This window comes from Alphaproteobacteria bacterium (assembly GCA_040216735.1).
In the GTDB taxonomy this organism is placed as follows: domain Bacteria; phylum Pseudomonadota; class Alphaproteobacteria; order SHVP01; family SHVP01; genus CALJDF01.
The window spans coordinates 64,358-84,583 of the sequence record JAVJOO010000010.1; the positions used below are offsets into that span (position 1 = coordinate 64,358).

The window sequence follows — 20,226 nt, forward strand, 5'->3', positions numbered from 1 at the left end:
ATGAAGATCGTTGTCATTGGAACCGGTTATGTCGGGCTCGTTTCGGGCGCTTGTTTCGCCGATATCGGTAACGATGTCACCTGTGTCGACAAGAATCCGACGATCGTGGAACGGCTGGGTCGCGGGGACATTCCGATCTACGAACCGGGCCTTGGCGATGTGGTTGCGCGCAATGTGGCAAACGGTCGGCTGACTTTTGCCGACACGGCGGCGCAGGTGGTCTCCAACGCGGATGTCGTTTTTATAGCGGTGGGAACGCCGCCCAAAGAAAACGGGGATGCCGACCTTTCCTACGTCCAGGCGGCCGCCGCAGAATTCGCGCCGTATCTTGCGGGCTATACCGTCGTCGTGACCAAATCGACAGTGCCGGTCGGCACCAACCGGAAGGTCGCGGAGATCGTCCGCGCCAACGCACCGGACGCCGATTTCGATATCGCGTCGGTGCCGGAATTCCTGCGAGAAGGGAGCGCTGTGGCGGACTTCGCCTCGCCCGACCGTATCGTCGTTGGCGTCGATAGCGCGCGCGCCGCGGACACCCTGCGGACTCTGCATGAACCGCTGATCAAGGGCCGTCCGGAGAGATTGGTGGTCGCCGATGTCGAGACCGCCGAGCTTATTAAGTACAGTGCCAATGCGTTTCTTGCGGTGAAGATTACCTTCATCAACGAAATCGCCAACCTTTGCGAACGGGTCGGTGCCAATGTCGAGGACGTTGCCCGCGGCATGGGTTTCGACACCCGCATCGGCCGCTGGGGACTGAGCGCCGGGCCGGGATACGGCGGATCGTGCTTTCCAAAGGATACTTCGGCGTTAGCGCATGGCGCCGCGCAGGCAGGCGCCCCGACGCGGTTGGTGGAAACGGCCATCGAGGTCAACGACGCGCGTAAGCGGGGGTTGGCGGAAAAGATCGCGGCGGCGGTCGGCGGAAGCCTCGCAGGAAAAACCGTTGCCGTTCTCGGGATCACGTTCAAAGCGAATACAGACGATGTGCGCGATAGTCCCGCCATCGATCTGGTGCAGGGCCTTCTGACTGCCGGCGCCGCGGTTCGGGTCTTCGATCCCCAGGGCGAATCGCATGCCCGAAGGCTAATCGACGGCGTTACATGGTGTGACGGTGCGATCGACGCGGCCAACGGTGCCCATGTGGCTACGATTGCGACGGAATGGGATCAGTTCAAACCGGGGCATCTGGACCTGACGGCACTCAAAGCGGCAATGGCTGTGCCGGTTTTGGTCGATTTTCGTAATCTTTTCGAACCGGCGGATGCCGCCGCCGCCGGGTTCACCTACGTCAGCGTCGGGCGGCGGCCGGTCTCCCCAATTAACGTATGATCGCGCATCGGTTCGATCCCTCGATCCTGCGGGCCTACGATATTCGAGGCGTGCTCGACGAGACGCTGGGCGCGGCCGACGCGGTGGCGATTGGGTGTGCCTTCGGCACTATTGTTCGGCGGCGCGGCGGGCGCACGGTCAATGTCGGCTACGACGGTCGCCACAGTTCGCCGGGCCTAGCGGATCGCCTTGTCGAAGGACTGAAGTCCACCGGCGTCGCGGTTCGGAGAGTCGGGCTCGGCCCGACTCCAATGCTCTATTTTAGCGTGCATGACACGTCCGCCGACGGCGGCATCATGGTGACCGGTTCCCACAATCCGCCCGACCACAACGGCTTCAAATTCATGCTGGGCCGCTCGGGATTTTTTGGCGAAGACATACAAGCCCTTGGAAAGATGGCCGAGGCTGGCGACTTCGATGTCGGCGACGGCACGGAGGAAACAATCGACGTTGCCGTCCGGTACATCGATCGTCTGGTCGCCGGTGCCGATTTTCCGGCCGACCTTACGGTAGCATGGGATCCCGGCAATGGTGCGGCCGGTGCGGTTCTCGAGGCGTTGACCGCGCGCATTCCTGGACGCCACGTCCTCATCAATGTGGCTGTCGACGGCGACTTTCCCAATCATCATCCCGACCCGACGGTTCCGGAAAACCTTGAACAGCTACGGGACGCCGTGACGCGCGAAGGCGCGGCGCTGGGATTTGCGTTCGATGGCGACGGCGACCGGATCGGTGTCGTCGATGCGGCGGGGCGTATCGTCTGGGGCGATCAGTTGCTCGCGCTGCTCGCGCGCGACGTCCTGACCAACCATCCCGGTGCAACGATTATCGGCGATGTTAAATGCAGTATCGCGTTGTTCGATGAAATCCGCCGCCTTGGCGGCGATCCGGTCATGTGGGCGGCAGGACACTCGCTGGTAAAGGCCAAGATGGTCGAAACCGGCGCGAAACTCGCAGGCGAGATGAGTGCGCACATCTTCTTTGCCGACGACTATTACGGTTTCGACGATGGGCTCTACGCCGCGGTTCGGACGCTTCAGCTGATCCAACGGAGCGGCACGTCGATCGGTGCCATGCTGGACGAGTTGCCCGTTTTCGTGAATACGCCCGAACTTCGCTTCGATTGCTCCGAGTCGCGAAAGTTCGCCGTGGCCGCCGAGGTTGCTGCACGGATGCGCGCGGCGGGCGCCGAGGTTGTCGACATCGATGGGGTTCGGGTAAGCAATGAAGACGGTTGGTGGCTGCTGCGGGCGTCGAACACTCAGGCGGTGCTGGTGGCGCGAATCGAAGCGCACGATCAGGCTGGCCTCGACCGTTTAAAGGCGCAACTTTTCGCCGAGCTCACCGCAAGCGGTGTCCAACCGCCCGCCGTCTAGTCAGGCCTTGCGTGCACCGAAGGCAAGCCACGTTGCGGTGCGCTTGAAGTCCTGACCGCTATCGATGCTTGCTTGTAGTAGGTCGGCGGCGACCGCATTCGGGACCATCTCCTGGAAGCTCCGCGTCCGATCGAAACCGACGCCGGCTGCGATGTCGATGAGGTCGGTGTCGTGCAAGGTGCCCCAGAACGGCTCGTGGTTATTGAGCGTATCCCAGTCGTAATAGAACTGCTCGAACGCATCCATCCCATCGTGCTGGCGTTGTTCGACGTGGAGCATCAGGCCCCCGGGCGCCAGGAGACGGAACGACTCGGCCAGGATATTACGCAGCGCCTGCCTGGATGTTTCATGCAGGACGATGTGGGAAACGACGAGATCGAAGGATCCTGCGGCGAAGTCCGTCGCCTCGGCGTTCTGTTGGGAAAAGTGAATGGCTTCACCCATCGAGCTCGCGCGGGCGTGCGCGTAGCGCAACATCGGCGCAGAAAGATCGATTGCGTCGATCCGCGCCTCCGGATAGACCGCGCAATAGGGCAACGTGCTGTGGCCGACGGAACAGCCAATATCGAGGATTCTTTTGGGGCGAAGGTCTGGAAACCGTGCCTTCAGAAACTTAATCGCAGAGGCACCCGCCGCTTCGCAATAGGGGCCCATGAAACCTTTGGTCAAGACGAAAACACCGGGGTCGTAAATCGCCGCCGGTGTGGAATCGTCTGGACAACGTTCCGCGTAGTACCCACCGGGCTGACCGTGGAAATCGACCTTGGCCACGTAGCCCGGCAATGCCAAGTCCGGGTTTAGACGGAGCGTGCCGGTCGCGGTACGTCCGAGCCGCGCGACGTCATCGTTGATGCGGTCGATTTGTCGGTGAACGAGTTCCTCGCCGGTTGCTTGTTTCATTTCCTGCGTCGTGCGTCGCAATCCACTCCACCACTGGAAAAGGGGTTCGTCGGCCATGGCGCGGCGGATCTCGTGCCGATCCTTTGGCGGACGCCCGTAATGCCGCTCGAACGCCGGGCCGACCCGCCGATCGTAGGCGTGCCGATTGCCTGGGAACACTTGGGCTTGGACCGCAAAATACATTGACGCGACGAAGTCCTCACGCGCCGCTTCGTCATGGCTGACGGCGGCCATGGCCCCGTGACGGCCCATTTGCCTAATGCCGATAGGCTTCATGGTTGAGGGACCGATTGCAGTGTCATGGTTGGCTCCCGGCCATCCGAGGACAGCGATTATTTTGTTGCGGTATAGAAGAACCAAGGCGGCGTTGGGGCCTCGCCCGGTTTATCTACGTTGTAGACCTGTCGGCGTTCTTCATCGCCCCATTCCATCGACTGACGGACCTTGCTGTTCGCGAAGCCGGCATCGACCGCGATTTTTTGCAAGTCCATGTCGTGAAGCGTTCCCCAAAACGGCTCGTTGTTGCCGAATGTATCCCAGTCGCGCATGAACTGATCGTAAGGATCCATGCCGTCATACTGGGGCTGTTCGATGTGGATCATCACACCGCCCGGCTTCAGGACACGGTGGCATTCGCGAATAATGTTCTTGATCCCCGCGGTCGATAATTCGTGGAGGGTCGCGCCCGAAATCACGAAGTCGAAGGTGTTATCCGCGCAGGTCATCCGTTCCGCGCTTTGTTGCGAGAAATGCACCGGCACGCCTAGGCTTTCGGCGCGGGCATGGGCATAGCGCAGCATCGGTGCGGCCACGTCGATTGCGTGAACCTCGGCGTCCGGAAGCGTTTCGGCGATGGCGACCGAACCGTGGCCCACGGCACATCCGACGTCCAAGACTTTTCCGGTGCGGAATTGCGGATAATTTCGTTTGATATACGCCGTGCTCGAGCGACCGAAACCGTCAACCTTCGGCCCCAAGAACCCCTGAGTGATGGAATAGACACCGCGGTCGTATAGAGCGCCGGCATAGACGTCGCCCTCCGTTGCCTCGCCGCAATAGCCGCCCGGCATGCAGTGGATATCGACCGCCGTGATGTAGCGCGGGAGATCGAGACTCGCGTCGAGTTCGAGCGACCCGCGCGTGCGCCCGCGCGGCTGGGCGCGTTCGTGCAGTTCGTCGTAGGTCCGATGCAGGCAGGTATCGGTCGCAACCCACATCATTTCCTGCGTCGTCCGGCGCAACGCACTCCAGGTCTGGTGGTAGGGGTCCTCGCGCATCTCCGCCCGAACTTCTTTGCGGGTCGCGGGTTGGCGTCCCTCGCGTTTCTTGAACGCAGGCAAAACGCGGTTCTGATAGACATCTTTGTTGCCCGGCATCAAATGGCCGAACACCTCGAAATGCATCGCCTGGGCGAAGTTCTCAAGTGCCATTTCGTCGTGGCTACTGTGAACGATTGCGCCATGGCGCTTCATCCGTTCGAAGGGTGTTGGTCCACTCATCCCTACCTCCAATTGGCAATGCACCCGAGTTGGCGCGTGGAGAGGATTATAGGCGCGTGACGCGACCGCGGCTACGGAGAGAGGTCAGCCGCCAGATTGATTGAGGGCGACACAGTCGAGGCCGTTTTTCACCAAGGTGCGGCAGGCAGAAAGCGCGTTCTCCCGCGTAATTCCGACGATTCGCGCGCGAAAGAGCGGTGTACTGGTTCGCGACGGTGCCTCGCTTACGGCTACCCGGGCGTCGCTAAGGTAGCGGGCGGCGATATCCGATGCGCGGCGAATCCCATGGAACGCGGAATCTTTGTCGCTGAAAGCGCCTACTTGGATCAACCAGGTTCGCTGGGTGGTCGATCTACCGGCCATTTCAGGAAGGTTCTGGACCGAAGAATCCGCGGTCGGGTAGGCGTCGTCGGTCGATCCTTGTTCCGGGGCGTCTGCTTCCGCCGGCGCGTCGGCAGCGAGCTGCGGGGCCGGGACACCTGGACGCAACGGCTTGATCGCTGGCGTCGGCACGTTGCGTGCCTCAAGGACGCTGAACGCCCGATCGAACAAAGATTTCGCGTGGCTATCGCGCGAGTTTGCCGATTTTCCGCCGAAAACGACGCCGATCAGACGGCGGTCGCCGCGCTGGACCGAAGCAACGACGTTAAACCCCGATGCCCGGATGTAGCCGGTCTTGATCCCGTCTGCGCCTTGGTATTGCTCAAGAAGGTGATTGTGATTCCGGTAGGTCTTGCCGGCATAGGTAAATTTGGTGGTCGAGAAGTAATGGTAATAACGCGGGTGATCGTTCAGGAGGGCGCGGGCTAGCAGAGTCATGTCTCCGGCGGTCGTGCGCTGATGGCGATTGGGGAGACCGGTCGCGTTGCGGAAGGTCGTTCGGCGCATCCCGAGGTCACGCGCCTTTTCCGTCATCATTTCGGCGAAATTGATCTCGGTGCCGCCGAGTGCTTCGGCCACGACGGTGGCGGCATCGTTGGCCGACTTCGTGACCATTGCCAAGATCGCGTCTTTGGCCGTGATGGTAGATCCGGCACGGAGGCCGAGGCGCGACGGTGTCTGCCCGGCGGCGCGCTGGGATACTGGAAGTTTTTGGTTGAGCCTGAATTTACCGGAATCGAGTGCATCGAATGCCAGGTAGAGCGTCATCATTTTTGTAAGCGACGCGGGATAGCGGATGGCCTCGCCGTTCCGCGAGAAGAGAATCTCGCCGGAGTCGGCGTCGACGATCATTGCCGCGTATCGGGCTTCGGCCTGGTTCATGCCCAGCGCCCACGCGAACGTTAGGGCAACAACGCCGAGGGCGACAAAACGCCAAAGCAAGTCTACTTTTCTCTGCAACCGCTCGCGCCCCAGACTGGTCTGTAGAAGTTCCCCAACAGGCGCGTCGAGGGTGCGCCTGTAAGGATGATAGAAGAGCAGTTGGCCTCGTGTCTATTCATATATTTCAAATAGTTGCGGGAGAGTCTTGATAGTGAATCTAATTGCAAACGTTGCCGCGCTGGGGTTCGCGCTCGTGGTCGGCGCCTGCAGCCTACCCGATAGCGGGGTTCTGGGGCGTCAGTTGAGCTGGTTCGACTACGTGGCCGGCGAAGACATGCGGCAAAGTTGTCCGCGGTCGGATCTGGAACGCTACAGGCTCGTGTTTAACGCCGAGTATACGAAACAGGTCCGGACCTACGATGTCTTGCAGCGCGGCGAAGGGGCGATTCTGCGGGGGCATGTTTTTCGGGGCAGTTTGACGGCAGACAGGGCGTTCCCGTCGGCGATCGGCGGATTCGTGGGCGAGACCGGATCGCTCGAACTCAATCCGGCCGAATTCCAGGCGTTGCGTAGCGCCGTGGCGGCTGCACCGGCGCCGGGCAACGACGTGCTCTATCTGCGCGCGGACTCCTACTTCTGGGTGGTTGTGTCGTGCGTGAACGGGGTCCTAAGCGCCAACGCCTTTACCGGTCCAGCAGAAAGGTTGGAAAGTCTGCCGTTCCGCCGTTTCCTTCTGGCCCACGATCCCACCGGCGTCCCCGTGCGGGTGCAACGCGGGGTCGCCGCCGACCGGTTGACCGGCTATGGCAGCGTCTACAGCCCGATCGAGACCGAATCGGCAGACCGTGCGTCCGGACGCGGCGGCGCGGTCTTCCAATTCAAGTATGAAAACGGCGCAATTACGACGCTTGGCGGCTAATGCTGCAGTGCACAAAAACGCCTTGACATTGTTGGTAGGCGGCCTATCTTAGGTGTGCTGCAACGCAATATCGCAGTTGCGAGATTTTTCTAAGAGGGCTGTAATGAGCACGAAAAAGGCAAGCGGAGAAGGTTTCAAGGCGCAGGAAGCTGCGACTCAGACCATTGATGCGGCATTGAAGGCCGGCAAAGAGAACGTCGATGTGTTCCTGAAAGAGGGAACCGATGCGGCGGCAAAGGGTTTCGAGAAAGTCGTGACGATGTCGCGCGACGCCGCCGGGAACGCTGCTCGTCAGTTCGACGATGCATCGGCAATCGGCAAGTCGAGCATCGATGCGTCGATCGCCTCCAGCGACGCTTGGCTGAACGGCGTGGAAAAGCTTTCCAGCTATGCGACCAAAGCGACCCAGGACCTTGTCAATGAAGGCATTCAGGCCAGCCAAGCCATCCTCGCGGCTAAAAATCCGCAGGAAGCCGCGCAGCTTCAGGCAGAATACTTCCAAAAGGGCTGGTCCCGTTTTCTCGACGAATCGACCAAACTCGGCGAGCTTTCGGTGCAGGCCACCACGGGCATGTTCGAGCCGCTGAATACGCAAATCAGCGCCGTCATGGACCGGTGGACGAAGACCGCCGCCTAAACAGCGCTCAAGTAGCGACAAAAGCCCGGCCGTTCCGGCCGGGCTTTTTTTTGCCTCGCGGCTATCGCGCGACGGCCCCTTTTTTTTGCGCTGTCGAGTGGCATATTAGGAAGATCGAATCGGTGGCCAACGGGTAGCGGTGCCGCAACCAGGATGGATATGAGCGAACGAGACGCAGATCGCGACGGCGGCGGGATCGACGTGGGAGTGGTCACTAAGACGACCACCAAGACCAAAAAGCCGCCAATGTACAAAGTCGTGATGCTCAACGACGACTACACGCCGATGGAGTTCGTGGTCTATATCTTGGAACGCTTCTTTCACAAGAATCGCCAAGAGGCGACCCAGATCATGCTCCACATCCACCGGAAAGGTGTGGGTATTTGCGGGGTCTTCACCTATGAGGTCGCCGAAACCAAAGTTAATCAAGTGGTAGACTTTGCCCGTCAGAATCAGCACCCTCTTCAGTGCACCATGGAAAAAGACTAGTGCCCGGATTTTCGTCCAATCTCGAACAGTCGTTGCATCGCGCGCTGGCGCTTGCCAATGATCGACGCCACGAATATGCGACGCTTGAACATTTGTTGTTGTCGCTCATGGACGACGCGGAGGCCGCAGCGGTCTTGAAGGCATGCGCGGTGCGAGTCGACGAGTTGCGCGACGTCCTGGTCCACTATCTGGACGAGGAACTGAAGAACCTGATCCACGACAGCGACGAAGATGCCAAACCGACGGCCGGTTTTCAGCGCGTGATACAACGCGCCCTCATTCACGTTCAGTCGTCGGGTCGCGACGACGTCACGGGTGCAAACGTACTTGTCGCGATTTTTTCCGAACGCGAATCCCACGCCGCATATTTTCTCCAACAGCAGGATATGACGCGGCTCGATGTCGTCAGTTATATCTCTCACGGCATAGCAAAGGCGCCCGGTGAGTCGGAGCCGCGCACCGTTGAGGGGGCGGACGACGAACCCGACGCCGAGCCTTCGGCCCGTAAAGGAACCGAGGCCCTCGATGCCTATTGCGTCAATCTCAACGAAAAGGCCGAATCCGGTAAGATCGATCCGTTGATCGGTCGCGAGCACGAGATCGAGCGGACGATCCAGATCCTGTGCCGCCGGTCCAAAAACAATCCGCTCTTTGTGGGCGATCCCGGGGTTGGCAAGACCGCGATCGCCGAGGGTTTGGCGCGTCGGATCGTCAAACGCGAAGTGCCCGAAGTTCTCCACGATGCGACGATCTTTTCGCTCGATATGGGCACCTTGCTTGCCGGCACACGCTACCGCGGCGATTTCGAGGAACGGGTAAAGGCAGTTCTTACCGAGCTTGAGAACTACGAAGGGGCCGTCCTCTTTATCGACGAAATCCATACGGTCATCGGTGCGGGCGCGACGTCGGGCGGGGCGATGGACGCTTCAAACTTGCTGAAGCCGGCGCTGGCCAGCGGCGCGATCCGCTGCATCGGATCGACGACGTACAAAGAGTTCCGAAACTATTTCGAGAAAGACCGCGCGTTGCTGCGGCGTTTCCAAAAGATCGACGTCAACGAACCGTCGGTCGAGGATGCGGTCAAGATTCTCCAGGGCCTTAAACCCTACTACGAGGAATACCACGGCGTTCACTACACTGCGGATGCGCTGAAGAGCGCCGTCGAACTCACCGACCGTTACATCAACGACCGCAAACTGCCGGACAAAGCGATCGACGTCATTGACGAAGTCGGCGCGGCGCAAATGTTGCTGCCGCCCAGCCGCCGTCGGAAGACCGTGAATGCCAAGGATATCGAAGCGATCGTCGCCAAGATCGCGCGCATCCCGCCCAAACGGGTGTCGAAGAACGATCGAGAGAGCTTGAAGAATCTCGAGACCGAACTGAAGAGCGTGGTTTACGGACAGGACAAGGCGATTGGCGCATTGTCTTCGGCAATGAAGCTCGCGCGCGCCGGCTTGCGCGAACCGGAGAAGCCGATCGGCTCGTTCCTATTTTCTGGTCCGACCGGCGTCGGCAAGACCGAGGTCGCGCGACAGCTCGCGGCAATCATGGGCGTGGAACTAATACGGTTCGACATGTCCGAATATATGGAGCGCCACACCGTTTCGCGGTTGATCGGCGCGCCGCCGGGCTATGTCGGGTTCGATCAAGGCGGCCTCTTGACCGACTCGATCGATCAGCATCCCCATGCCGTGCTGCTCCTCGATGAAATCGAGAAAGCGCATCCCGACCTGTTCAGCATCCTGTTGCAGGTGATGGATCACGGAAAGCTTACCGATCACAACGGGAAAGCCGTCGACTTTAGGAATGTCGTCCTGATCATGACAACGAACGCCGGCGCGGCCGAGATGAGCAAGCAGGCGATCGGTTTCGGTCGGGGCCTGCGCGAGGACGAAGACAGCGAAGCTATCAAGCGTTTGTTCACACCTGAATTCCGCAACCGGCTCGACTCGGTGATTCAATTCGCCGGCCTCGACATCGACATCGTCGAACGAGTCGTCGACAAATTCATTGCCCAGCTAGAGGCGCAACTTGCCGACCGCAAGGTCGATATCGTGCTCAGCGACGAGGCCAGGAAGTGGATGGCCGTCAAAGGTTATGATCGTTTGATGGGCGCCCGGCCGTTGTCGCGGTACATCCAGGAAAATCTGAAAAAGCCGCTCGCCGAGGAGTTGCTGTTCGGCAAACTGGAAAAGGGCGGGACCGTCCAGATCGAACTCAAGGACGGCGACCTAGCCTTTGAGTTCCTAAAACCAAAGGCAAAGGCGCCCAAGAAGCCAAAGGCGTTGCCGCCGGGCACCGAGCCGAAACGGTTGACCAAGAGGACCGACGGTCCGGACGACGAGGGCGGGGACGATCCGGCCGATGGTGACGGAAAAGTCCCGGAGTTCGTCCACTAGCTAGTTTGGCGAGGGCGCGCCAAGCGGCGCTCCCGGTAGATCGTCGTACCGGCGGCGGCGGTGCAAAACGAGGACACCGGCGATCGCGGCTGCCGATAGGGGCGCCAAAGAACCGATGCTTTCCACCCAACTCACCGCGCGGATGACGGTTTGCGTGCTGATCCCGTCGCCCAAGCCGCCAAGGTTAGCGACGAGACCCGCGGTCGCCGCGGCAACCGCGATCCCGAGCGATCTGACCGTGTGAATCGACCCGGCCGTGATGGACTCCTCGCCCGGTGCGGCAAGCGTCATGGTCCAGTTCATCAGGTGTGACATCGACATGCCGACGCCGAACCCGGCAACAAGCTGGAACGCCGTGACAACCTGCCAGGGCCACGTGCCGACACTGAACCCGATTCCAAGGATCCCAAGACCGGCCATTGCCGGTCCGACGACAATAAAGATGCGTTGCCATTTGATGTTTGCCCCGGCCGTCGCAATGCCGGATACCGACCACGCCAAGGCAAGTGATGCGCCAAGATAGCCCGACATGAGCGGCGAGAGACCGTAGACCACACGGTAGGTGAGCGGCATAAAAGTGCCAACGCAAACAGGGGCGACCACGATGAGAACGAAGACCCAGTAGGCCGGGCCTATCGCCCCGGTGAACGAAAAAGGCCGACTCGGAAAAATCTTGTTGGTCGCATTCCGGTCGGCGTGGAAACTCGACCAAATCACGGCAAGACCGACGACCAACGCGAAGACGCGCAGCGCGAGATGGTCGACGATTCCCGACGCCGCCATCAGCAAAACGCCCAGGCCCAATATGGCAACCCGGGCCACCGGAAAGCGCCGCCGGTTCGCGTTGGCTTTCGTTGTGTCGGGGATCACGCGGGCCGCAACCAGGGTGAAGCCCAGGATGATAGGAATGGCGAACCAAAAGGCGCCGCGCCACATGCCCAGTTGGTCGAACAGGCCGCCGACCGTCGGGCCGAACACGGCCGCGGTCGCCCAGACCATCCCGTTCATGGCGATCATCCGCGTCCGCAAGTTGCCTGGGAACAACTCGCTGATCAGGGCGGTGTTCTGCGAGACGATCAAGCCCGCGCCAAACCCCTGGATCACCCGCGCGCTGAGGAGGACACCCATGTTGGTGGCGAGACTGGCCAGAATTGTGCCAGCCAAAAAAATCAACCCGGCGGCGACATAACCGCGTCGGGTGCCGAGCATCAACCGCGCCGGGGCACCGCTGGCGGCACCAACGATCGACGCCGTCATGTAGAGCATCACGACCCACGTGTAGAACTGCGCGCCGCCGATCTCGCGGACCACCGAGGGCATTACCGTCGAGACCACGAAAGCGTCCATCGCATGTAGCGAAACGGCGAGCGTCAGCGAAATCGTGTAAACCGCGCGGCCCTCGCGAAACAGGTCCGCCCAGGTATATGTCGCGGTGTTCATCGTTGTCGGTTTTCCGGGTCCCACGGCGCTGCTCAGTCGCCGGATTTCTTGAAGGGAGAATACTCGTCCAGTGCGGCGATGTCTTGATCGACCGCGGCGCGTTCTTGGCCGAGGTAGTTGTCGACGGCGCGACGGAACCCGTCGTCGGCGATCCAATGGGCGCTATAGGTGTGGATCGGCAAATAGCCTCGGCTCAGTTTGTGTTGACCTTGCGCACCGGCTTCGACTCGCGCCAGCCCATGGTCGATCGCGTAGTCGATGGCCTGGTAGTAACACAGTTCGAAATGCAGGAAGGCGTGATCTTCGAGGCATCCCCAATAGCGTCCGTACAACGTATCTTCGCCGATGAAATTCAGGGCACCGGCGATATAGCGCCCGTGCCGCTTGGCCAGGACCAACAGGACGCGGTCGCCCATCGTGTCGCTGATGAGGCTGTAAAAGGCTCGGGTCAGATAGGGCCGGCCCCATTTGCGCGCGCCGGTGTCGGTATAGAAGTCGAAGAACGCGTCCCAGTGTTCTTCGCGGAGCGCCGAGCCGGTTAACCACTCGATTTCGATGTCGTTTTCCACGGCGCCGCGGCGTTCCTTTTTGATCGCCTTACGCTTGCGCGACGACAGGGCCCCCAGGAAATCGTCGAAGCTGTCGTACCCGTCGTTGGACCAGTGAAACTGCTCGCCGGTTCGCTGCAGGAAACCTGCGGCGCCAAGCCGTTCCCACTCAGGCTTGGTTGGAAAATTGACGTTTACCGACGAAAGGTTGTGCTGCTTGGCGACTTCGATTGCCCCGCGGATCAAGGCATCCTCCATCGGCGCGCGGGCCAATCCGTCGCGCACCAAAAGGCGCGGCCCGGTCGCCGGGGTGAAGGGTACGGCGATCAAAAGCTTGGGATAGTAGCGCCCGCCGGACCGCTCAAAGGCTTGGGCCCAGCCATGGTCGAAAACGAACTCGCCTTGGGAATGGCTCTTGACGTACATCGGCGCGCAGGCGGCGATACCGGCACCGTCTTCGACCACAAGATGGTAGGGCGCCCACCCGGTCTCCCCGGTGGCACTGCCGCTTTCCTCCATCGCCGCGAGAAAGGCATGCGCGACGAAGGGGTTTTTGTTCCCGGCGCACCTATTCCATTGATCGGCCGGTAGGCGACGGATATCGCCAACGACCTTGATCGTTATTTCCGTTTGTTCGATGTCGCCCATCGGGCGGTTCAGCGAATCTCGAAGACGGCATCGACCTCGACGGACGCGCCGAGCGGGAGCGACGGGGCGCCCACGGCAAACCGCGCGTGCGCCGCTTTGTCGCCAAAGACCGCGGCCATCAGGTCGGAGGCACCGTTTATCACTTTCGGGTGATCGGTAAACCCTGGATCGCAGGCGACGAATCCGCCGAGTTTGACGCACCGGACCACGCGGTCGAGATCGCCGTTGCAGGCGGCATTCAACTGCGTAATCAGGTTGATGGCGCATAGGCGTGCCGATTTCTGGGCTTGATCCAGTGAAACCACGTCCGGCACCCGCCCGGGGAACTGCAACGTCCCGTCGACCAGCGCGATCTGTCCGGCTAGGAAAACCAGGTTGCCGGTCACGACATAGGGGACGTAGCTGCCCTGCGAAGCTGGCGGTGAGGGGAGCGAAATGCCCAGTGACGTCAGCGTCTCGGAAACTTTTCCGGCCATTTGTCGTCCTTCTCCGTTTTCGGTGCGTCTTGGATGATACTATGCGATGAAGGCGGGGCAATCGCGCCCCATGCGTTTTGTGGCGGCCGACCGTGCCGCCACTACATATCAGTTTGTGGAGGGCACGTTTGTCCGATTACACGATCGGCGATATTTCGGACTGGGTGATTGCGAGCGGCCTGATCGGGTTGCCGGAAACCGACATCATCGACGGTGTCTGCCAGCGGCTTGCCAAGGCGGGAACGGAAGTCATGCGGGTCCAGATCGGACAGCGCATCCTTCACCCGGTCTACGCCGGAACCGGCTACCTGTGGGAGCGCGGCAAAGGAGCGATCAAGAACGATTGGGAACGGGTCAGCGACGAGGTTGGGAACGGCTTGGAAAATAGCCCGTTCGGCCATCTGTTCGAGCATGGCCTAGATAAGTGGCGCTTTCGGATCGACGGCGCCAACGAGCCGATGCCCTATCCGATTTTCCAGGAGCTCAAGGACAAAGGCGCGACCGACTACATCGTCTATGCAACCGGGTTCACCCAAGGTGGGGTCAACAACATCGGTAACGACCGATACCCCGAGGGTATGGTCTCTTCGTGGACGGTCGACCAACGCGATGGGTTCTCCGACCTTGAAATCGAAAGCCTGACGCGGCTCGTTCGAACGCTGGGTCTGGCGATCAAGAGCGGTCGCAACCACCGCATGGCGCGCACACTTCTTGAAGTCTATCTCGGGAAAGACGCCGGCCGGCGCGTATTGTCCGGCGAGATTGAACGCGGCTCTGTGCGCTCGATTTCGGCGGTCTTGTGGTACTGCGATCTCCAGGGATTTACCAAGATTGCCGAGGTCACCCCGCCGGACGCGCTGATCCATCTGCTGAATGACTATTTCGAGAATATGGTCGAGCCGATTCACCAGGCCGGCGGGCAAGTGTTGAAGTTCATGGGCGACGGTCTCATGGCGATCTTCGAACTCGGCGACACCGCCGCCGCCGATGTATGCCGCGTCGCCCTGGATACCGTCGAGGAAGCGCGGCGGCGCATTGCCGAGGTCAATCGGGTCCGTGCCGCCGCCGGTCAGCCGACGACCGATTTCTATATCGCGATCCATCTGGGGGAGGTGCAATACGGCAACATCGGGTCCAAGGACCGGTTGGATTTCACCGTGGTCGGGCCGGCGGTCAACGAGGTCAGCCGAATCGAGACGATGTGCCGGCCCCTCGACCAAGAGGTGATCGTTTCCTCGGCGTTTTCGGACGCGGCAATCCATTGCCAGGATCGATTGGTCTCGCTGGGTCGGTATGCGTTGCGCGGCGTCCGCCAGCCCAAAGAACTGTTCACCCTGATTCCGGCCGACGGCGGGGAATAAAAAGGCCCCCGGCGTGAGCCAGGGGCCTACAGAGAGAGGCCGCCTCCCTAACTGGCGAGAGCGTCCCTGCCAATTCGATGTTGCCAAGTATTGTGGGGCTTTCGCCGACCCTTATCCGTGTACATCGCTGCATCGGCCCGGCGCATCACCGCACGCGGATCGGCCCCGGACACGAAAGGCGCGACGCCCATGCTCGCACTCACTGAAATAAGGTTTCCCTGGAATGTTAGGTGAGAGGAATTCATCAGCAATTGGAGCGTGCGCGCCCGGCGCTCGCCTTCTTCCGGCGTCGTCTGCACCATGAGAATCGCAAACTCGTCGCCGCCGAGGCGGGCAACAGTATCGGTCAACCGCACGCTGTTACGCAGGAAGTCCGCGACGTAAATCAAGACAGCGTCGCCTGCTTCATGACCCATCAGGTCATTGATCGGCTTGAATCCGTCGAGATCGATATAGGCGAGAACCCCGGCCTCGTCGAAACGGCTGGCGCCGGCGACGGCGCGGCGAACCTGCTCTTCGAACGCACGCCGGTTCGCCAAACCGGTAAGGGGGTCGGTCATGGCCTGGGACTTGAGCGCCGCGATCACCGAGTCCTTTTGGGAGAGCATCTGTTCGCTCTCCGCTATTTTATGAAGCGCTTGAACCAGCAAGCGCATCAGTCGCGGCGGGTCGGCATGCACCTCGTTGCCAAGCGCCGATGCGACATTGACCGTGATGGGGTCGGCACCGAGTCTGTCTTGGTCCAGTGTGATGACTTGCGGAGGCGCCATGTGAATATCCTGACCGATCGAATCGGAAAAGCGGGATTACTACTCCCCTTCCTACTGGCAAGGTGCGTGCCAAATGGAGCGCGCGGTTTGGCTGTTTACCCATGGTTAACGTTCTTGGGCCAGGAATGTTGTGCCGACGCAGGCGGCAGCACTTGCCCGGTCCGTAGGTGATGACAACCCGGGACGGGGCGAATACCGTGTCGACCTGTAACCGAAGGACCGTGTCTATGTTCATGCGATTAGGGATCGTCGGCCTTGTTGTTGTGCTATGGCCGCAACTGGCAGGGGCCGTCACATTGCAATCCCATGTCGGCGTCTATGAATTGGCCATGTCGAAAAACCGCAGCGATAGCGGCATTTCCGGTGTCAGCGGGCGCCTCGTTCTCCGCGTCGTAGAGTCCTGTGACGGGTTTACCCAGTCCCAGCGCATGATACTCGTCACGACCAGTGCGGACGGCCAAGAGGTGGTTCGGGATTTCAATTTCGAATCGGTCGAGTCGCGCGACGGTACCGACATTCAGTTCGACAGTAGCGACACGGCGAATGGCGCGCTCCAGGGGCACCATGTCGGCCGTGCCGAACTCGACGAGCGGGGCGGTGAGGGAAAGGTCGTCTTTACCAAGCCCCAACGGGAGGCAGTCTCCCTCGAACCGGGGACGATTTTCCCGACTGAGCATTTTGTCGTTCTCATTGAGGCCGCCCGCGTCGGACAAACAACAGTCGAAAGACGCGTATTCGACGGTTCAGGTCCGAATGGCATATACGATGCGGTCGCCCAGATATCGAAACCCGTCACGCCGTCCCGCGACCAAGCGGTGACGCCGCAGCTTGCCGACGCCGCCGCTTGGAACGTCCACGTGGCCTATTTCAAGCCGGCAACGGATGGGATCCTGCCCGAGTACGAGATCGGTTTTCGGCTCCACGACAACGGTGTCGCCAGCGACCTCGACCTCGATTATGGCACCTTCGCTTTACGGGCGAGCCTCTCACGCTTGGACTTTCTGCCCGACACTTGCAACTGATTACGGCCATAGCCGCGCGGCGCCGCGGACGCCGCTCGAATCGCCGTGCCGCGCCGGGACCAACGGGGTCGCAACCTCGTCGGAAAAGACGTAGCGGTTCCACCGCGCGGGTATCATGTCGTAGAGCGCGGCAACGTTCGACATCCCGCCGCCGAGGACGATCACCTCCGGATCGAAGATGTTGACGACCACCGCCAATGCCTTGGCGAGGCGTTCGGCGTAGCGATCGAGCGACCGTTGACATCCAAGGTCGCCCGCCGCGGCCGCGGATGCGATCGATGGTGCATCGAGAATCGCCCCGGTTGCGGACTTGTGATCGGCGCTAAGGGCGGGGCCCGAGAGGAACGTTTCGATGCACCCACGCTTACCGCAGTAGCACAACGGTCCGGGCGTCTCTTCAGGTGTCGCCCAAGGAAGTGGCCCGTGGCCCCACTCCCCGGCGATGGCATTGCGTCCGGTAAGGGCGCGGCCATCAACGACTATCCCGCCGCCTACGCCTGTGCCCAGAATGACGCCAAAGACACAACGGTGACCCGCGGCCGCGCCGTCCGTGGCCTCTGAAAGCGCAAAGCAGTTGGCATCGTTGGCCAAGCGGATGGGGCGTCCGAGAGCCTGTTCCAGGTCGCGGTCGAGCGTTCGCCCGATGAGCCACGTCGAGTTGGCGTTCTTGACGCGACCGGTCGCCGGAGAAATCGCCCCCGGTATCCCGATCCCGACCGGGCGGGCGCACGGTGCGGTGCCGGCCAGTTGCTCGACCAACCCTGCGATTGCTGCGATCGTGGCGTCGTAATCGTCCCGTGGCGCAGGAATGCGGATGCGGGCGCGTTCGTGACCGTCGCGCTCTAATGCAACGCCCTCGATCTTGGTGCCGCCCAGGTCGATCCCGATCCGGCACTGCCGATCGTCTGGCACCTATTCCGCCGCGGCTTCGGCCTCGTTGCGGCGCCATTGCAAGATGCGGTCGCCTAATAAACGACCGAAGGTCAGGGCCGGGGTGACACTCATACCGCCGCAGAAAGAATTGCCGGTAAGGACACCGCCGCCGATAACCTCGCCGGCCGCATAGAGGTTGCCGATTGGTTTGTCGTTGCGGTCGAGGACGCGAAGGTTGTCGTCAACCGCGATCCCTGCATAGCTCTTGACCGCCGTACCGTGATTGCGGATGGCGTAGAACGGCGGGGTTTGGATCGGTAGAGGATGGTGTTTTCGGCCCAGCGGGTCGGTGCCGTTTTCGACACCTTGGTTGAATGCCGCGACGGACTGCGCCAATGCCGCCGCGTCGATGCCGGTTTGCTTTGCGAGGTCGGCCAGCGAGTCGGCACGAAAGAAGTCGGGATGGCCGTCGAAGGCGCTGTCGTAGATAGCGCCCCGCGCCGGGGCTTCGCCGCCGCGATAGGGGTTGTCAGGCCATTCAGAAATAATGCTGGGCGAGCGATCTTTGATCGTTTGGTCGAACACAACCCAAAACCGTAGATCGGTTTGCTCCAATAGGGCCCGTTCCCGCGCATCCACCGATTCGGTGTCTTCGCACACGAAACGCTCGCCCTCCAGGTTCACATAGATTTCCCAAGGTTGCCGGTACTGCGGTGTCAAATTGCAAATGCCGCCCTTGTAGTAGCCGGGCCGGGTTGGATCTTCGACGCCGCCGAAGGTCGGCATCAGCATATCGCCGCCGCGGACATAACTGCCCGCCCCGGTGCCGATGACAATTCCTTCGCCAAGGCTGGTATCGTTACCCAACGGATAGAGCGGGTGCCCTGCATTCAGCATCGGAAACAGCCCGCGGTTGCCGGTATATCCGCCGGTCGTCAGCACGTAGGTGTCGGCATGGACGACCCGGTGCACGCCGTCCGGTCCCTTTAGCACTGCCCCGACCACGTCGCCGTTGGCGTTTTGGCGAAGGCCGGCCAGTTTGGTGTTGAGTTGCAGGCTCACCTGGCCGCTGTCGATCGACTCCTGCAGCCACGGCCCGATGGCCTCGAGTACCGAGACCCCCAGTTTCGGACCCCAATACGTCCGTGGGACGCTGTAGGCCTCATGTCCGTAGTTGATGACGGGCATTTCCGGCAACATCTCGAAGCCGATATCCAGCAGCCAATGGATGGTGTCCGGGGCATTATCGACTGCGAGGCGCACCATCGTCGGGTCTGCGCTGGCCCGGCTGATGCGCATGATGTCGTCGTAGTGGCGATCGGGGGAATCGTCGATTCCCTTTGCCGCTTGAACCCGGGTGCCGCCGGCGCTCATGTTACCGCCCGACAGGAACAGGGTGCCGCCGATTCGGTCTCCGGCTTCGACCAAGAGAACCCGGGCGCCGCGCTGGGCGGCAAATCCCGCTGCCGGAATGCCGGCGGTCCCGGCACCGACAACGATGACGTCATAATGTTGTGTCACTTTGCCCTCCTGATTTTGTGCAACGTTGACGCTAAGCCGGAGGGGAGTCCAGCGGCTAGACCGCGTCGATCTCGAAAATCGACCGGATAATCTGCTCGGCATCGGACCACGTCTCGGTCCGAACGTGGCTGTGGTGGGCGGGACCCACAAGGTTTTCCAGCCGAGGGTCTTCGATAAAGTGAACGCGGTGAACGTCCCCTGCGTGCAGCGCCACCGATTCGTGATGTTCGGGCAGATCGTCGACGAAAACCGCGCGGGCATCTACGCGCCGGGCCAGATCGCGCACGGCATGGCCCTTGCCGCCGACGTTGGTGACGATGGGATAGTCCATGCCGAGCCGGTTCAGGCCGGTCCGCCTCGCTTCCCTGGCGCTGTGGGGAATGTTGGTCAGGACCACGATTTGCGCGTGATCCGACAAGCGTCGAAGCGCCTCGCTGGCGCCGCCGACCGGCGGCAGGTCGGGGATACGTTCTTCGAGAAACCGCTCGCGGATTTCCGCCACAATGTGGTTTGGGACCGGCTCACCGTCGCTGGACCGCCGAATTGTTCCCTCGAAATGGAACGCGCTCCAATCGTAATAGAGGCCCTGCTCGGCGAGGAAAATTTCCATCCCGGCACCGAACCGGACGAGAACTTCGTCCGCGTCGGTAACGATCAGCGGTCGCGTGGGGTCGAGGACGATTGCCTCGACCTGCACCGCGACCTCGGGGGCGAGGCGGTCAGGCATCGGGCCGTACGCGGTGGTGGGAA

18 protein-coding genes are annotated in these 20,226 nt (G+C 61.3%); 8 read left to right on the top strand and 10 right to left on the bottom strand.

The window, feature by feature from the left end; genetic code table 11:
• Both RID42_17645 and RID42_17650 read left to right on the top strand, forming a co-directional pair.
• The gene (locus tag RID42_17645; protein MEQ8249502.1) at window positions 1-1,332 is read left to right on the top strand and encodes a UDP-glucose/GDP-mannose dehydrogenase family protein; all 1,332 of its coding nucleotides are present in this window, start codon (window positions 1-3) and stop codon (window positions 1,330-1,332) included.
• Window positions 1,329-2,708 (top strand): phosphomannomutase/phosphoglucomutase, encoded by a 1,380-nt coding sequence (locus RID42_17650; GenBank protein MEQ8249503.1) that lies wholly within the window; start codon window positions 1,329-1,331, stop codon window positions 2,706-2,708. The genes RID42_17645 and RID42_17650 overlap by 4 nt, the downstream gene beginning before the upstream one ends.
• On the opposite strand, the gene RID42_17655 is transcribed toward RID42_17650, so the two are convergent.
• The 3 genes from RID42_17655 to RID42_17665 all read right to left on the bottom strand — a co-directional run bounded on the left by RID42_17655 (window position 2,709) and on the right by RID42_17665 (window position 6,430).
• Window positions 2,709-3,884: a class I SAM-dependent methyltransferase gene (locus RID42_17655; GenBank protein MEQ8249504.1), complete on the bottom strand. Its 1,176-nt coding sequence runs from the start codon at window positions 3,882-3,884 to the stop codon at window positions 2,709-2,711.
• Between the two features lie 56 nt (window positions 3,885-3,940).
• Window positions 3,941-5,107, bottom strand: coding sequence for a methyltransferase domain-containing protein (locus RID42_17660; GenBank protein ID MEQ8249505.1), 1,167 nt, complete (start codon window positions 5,105-5,107; stop codon window positions 3,941-3,943).
• Window positions 5,108-5,191: 84 nt separating this feature from the next.
• Window positions 5,192-6,430, bottom strand: a complete 1,239-nt coding sequence (locus RID42_17665; GenBank protein ID MEQ8249506.1) for a D-alanyl-D-alanine carboxypeptidase — start codon at window positions 6,428-6,430, stop codon at window positions 5,192-5,194.
• Between the two features lie 151 nt (window positions 6,431-6,581).
• Between RID42_17665 and RID42_17670 the strand changes: the two genes are divergently transcribed.
• From RID42_17670 to clpA, 4 genes are all read left to right on the top strand, one after another.
• The gene (locus tag RID42_17670; GenBank protein MEQ8249507.1) at window positions 6,582-7,289 is read left to right on the top strand and encodes a hypothetical protein; all 708 of its coding nucleotides are present in this window, start codon (window positions 6,582-6,584) and stop codon (window positions 7,287-7,289) included.
• Between the two features lie 103 nt (window positions 7,290-7,392).
• Entirely contained in the window at window positions 7,393-7,926 is a 534-nt protein-coding gene (phaP, locus tag RID42_17675; GenBank protein ID MEQ8249508.1) for a TIGR01841 family phasin, read from the top strand.
• A gap of 159 nt (window positions 7,927-8,085) precedes the next feature.
• On the top strand, window positions 8,086-8,415 hold the full coding sequence (gene clpS / locus RID42_17680) for an ATP-dependent Clp protease adapter ClpS (protein ID MEQ8249509.1): 330 nt from the start codon (window positions 8,086-8,088) through the stop codon (window positions 8,413-8,415).
• A complete protein-coding gene (gene clpA, locus RID42_17685) occupies window positions 8,415-10,817 on the top strand; it encodes an ATP-dependent Clp protease ATP-binding subunit ClpA (GenBank protein ID MEQ8249510.1) in 2,403 nt (800 codons plus the stop codon). The genes clpS and clpA overlap by 1 nt, the downstream gene beginning before the upstream one ends.
• On the opposite strand, the gene RID42_17690 is transcribed toward clpA, so the two are convergent.
• The 3 genes from RID42_17690 to RID42_17700 are packed head-to-tail and all read right to left on the bottom strand — an operon-like array spanning window position 10,818 to window position 13,929.
• Entirely contained in the window at window positions 10,818-12,257 is a 1,440-nt protein-coding gene (locus RID42_17690) for an MFS transporter (protein ID MEQ8249511.1), read from the bottom strand.
• Window positions 12,258-12,289: 32 nt separating this feature from the next.
• Window positions 12,290-13,453: a GNAT family N-acetyltransferase gene (locus RID42_17695; GenBank protein ID MEQ8249512.1), complete on the bottom strand. Its 1,164-nt coding sequence runs from the start codon at window positions 13,451-13,453 to the stop codon at window positions 12,290-12,292.
• Between the two features lie 8 nt (window positions 13,454-13,461).
• A complete protein-coding gene (locus RID42_17700; protein ID MEQ8249513.1) occupies window positions 13,462-13,929 on the bottom strand; it encodes a RidA family protein in 468 nt (155 codons plus the stop codon).
• Between the two features lie 128 nt (window positions 13,930-14,057).
• Between RID42_17700 and RID42_17705 the strand changes: the two genes are divergently transcribed.
• Window positions 14,058-15,290 carry an adenylate/guanylate cyclase domain-containing protein gene (locus tag RID42_17705; protein MEQ8249514.1) on the top strand — a complete coding sequence of 411 codons (1,233 nt, stop codon included), beginning with the start codon at window positions 14,058-14,060 and terminating at the stop codon, window positions 15,288-15,290.
• A gap of 47 nt (window positions 15,291-15,337) precedes the next feature.
• Here the strand turns inward: RID42_17705 and RID42_17710 are convergent, their stop codons facing one another.
• Window positions 15,338-16,060 carry a GGDEF domain-containing protein gene (locus tag RID42_17710; GenBank protein MEQ8249515.1) on the bottom strand — a complete coding sequence of 241 codons (723 nt, stop codon included), beginning with the start codon at window positions 16,058-16,060 and terminating at the stop codon, window positions 15,338-15,340.
• Window positions 16,061-16,287: 227 nt separating this feature from the next.
• Here RID42_17710 and RID42_17715 point away from each other — a divergent pair, with 227 nt between their 5' ends.
• Window positions 16,288-17,082 (top strand): DUF1849 family protein, encoded by a 795-nt coding sequence (locus RID42_17715; GenBank protein MEQ8249516.1) that lies wholly within the window; start codon window positions 16,288-16,290, stop codon window positions 17,080-17,082.
• Here the strand turns inward: RID42_17715 and RID42_17720 are convergent, their stop codons facing one another.
• The 3 genes from RID42_17720 to RID42_17730 are packed head-to-tail and all read right to left on the bottom strand — an operon-like array spanning window position 17,083 to window position 20,203.
• Window positions 17,083-17,994, bottom strand: coding sequence for an ROK family protein (locus RID42_17720; GenBank protein ID MEQ8249517.1), 912 nt, complete (start codon window positions 17,992-17,994; stop codon window positions 17,083-17,085).
• On the bottom strand, window positions 17,995-19,476 hold the full coding sequence (locus RID42_17725; protein ID MEQ8249518.1) for an FAD-binding protein: 1,482 nt from the start codon (window positions 19,474-19,476) through the stop codon (window positions 17,995-17,997).
• A 55-nt stretch (window positions 19,477-19,531) separates the two neighbouring features.
• A complete protein-coding gene (locus RID42_17730; GenBank protein ID MEQ8249519.1) occupies window positions 19,532-20,203 on the bottom strand; it encodes a hypothetical protein in 672 nt (223 codons plus the stop codon).
• Window positions 20,204-20,226: the final 23 nt, after the last annotated feature.

Excerpts from the sequence above, each read along its gene's own strand:
- RID42_17645 (MEQ8249502.1), top strand. The coding sequence starts at position 1 with ATGAAGATCGTTGTCATTGGAACCGGTTATGTCGGGCTCGTTTCGGGC.
- RID42_17650 (MEQ8249503.1), top strand. The coding sequence starts at position 1,329 with ATGATCGCGCATCGGTTCGATCCCTCGATCCTGCGGGCCTACGATATT.
- RID42_17655 (MEQ8249504.1), bottom strand. The coding sequence starts at position 3,884 with ATGAAGCCTATCGGCATTAGGCAAATGGGCCGTCACGGGGCCATGGCC.
- RID42_17660 (MEQ8249505.1), bottom strand. The coding sequence starts at position 5,107 with ATGAGTGGACCAACACCCTTCGAACGGATGAAGCGCCATGGCGCAATC.
- phaP (MEQ8249508.1), top strand. The coding sequence starts at position 7,393 with ATGAGCACGAAAAAGGCAAGCGGAGAAGGTTTCAAGGCGCAGGAAGCT.
- clpS (MEQ8249509.1), top strand. The coding sequence starts at position 8,086 with ATGAGCGAACGAGACGCAGATCGCGACGGCGGCGGGATCGACGTGGGA.
- RID42_17690 (MEQ8249511.1), bottom strand. The coding sequence starts at position 12,257 with ATGAACACCGCGACATATACCTGGGCGGACCTGTTTCGCGAGGGCCGC.
- RID42_17695 (MEQ8249512.1), bottom strand. The coding sequence starts at position 13,453 with ATGGGCGACATCGAACAAACGGAAATAACGATCAAGGTCGTTGGCGAT.
- RID42_17700 (MEQ8249513.1), bottom strand. The coding sequence starts at position 13,929 with ATGGCCGGAAAAGTTTCCGAGACGCTGACGTCACTGGGCATTTCGCTC.
- RID42_17710 (MEQ8249515.1), bottom strand. The coding sequence starts at position 16,060 with ATGGCGCCTCCGCAAGTCATCACACTGGACCAAGACAGACTCGGTGCC.
- RID42_17715 (MEQ8249516.1), top strand. The coding sequence starts at position 16,288 with ATGTTCATGCGATTAGGGATCGTCGGCCTTGTTGTTGTGCTATGGCCG.
- RID42_17730 (MEQ8249519.1), bottom strand. The coding sequence starts at position 20,203 with ATGCCTGACCGCCTCGCCCCCGAGGTCGCGGTGCAGGTCGAGGCAATC.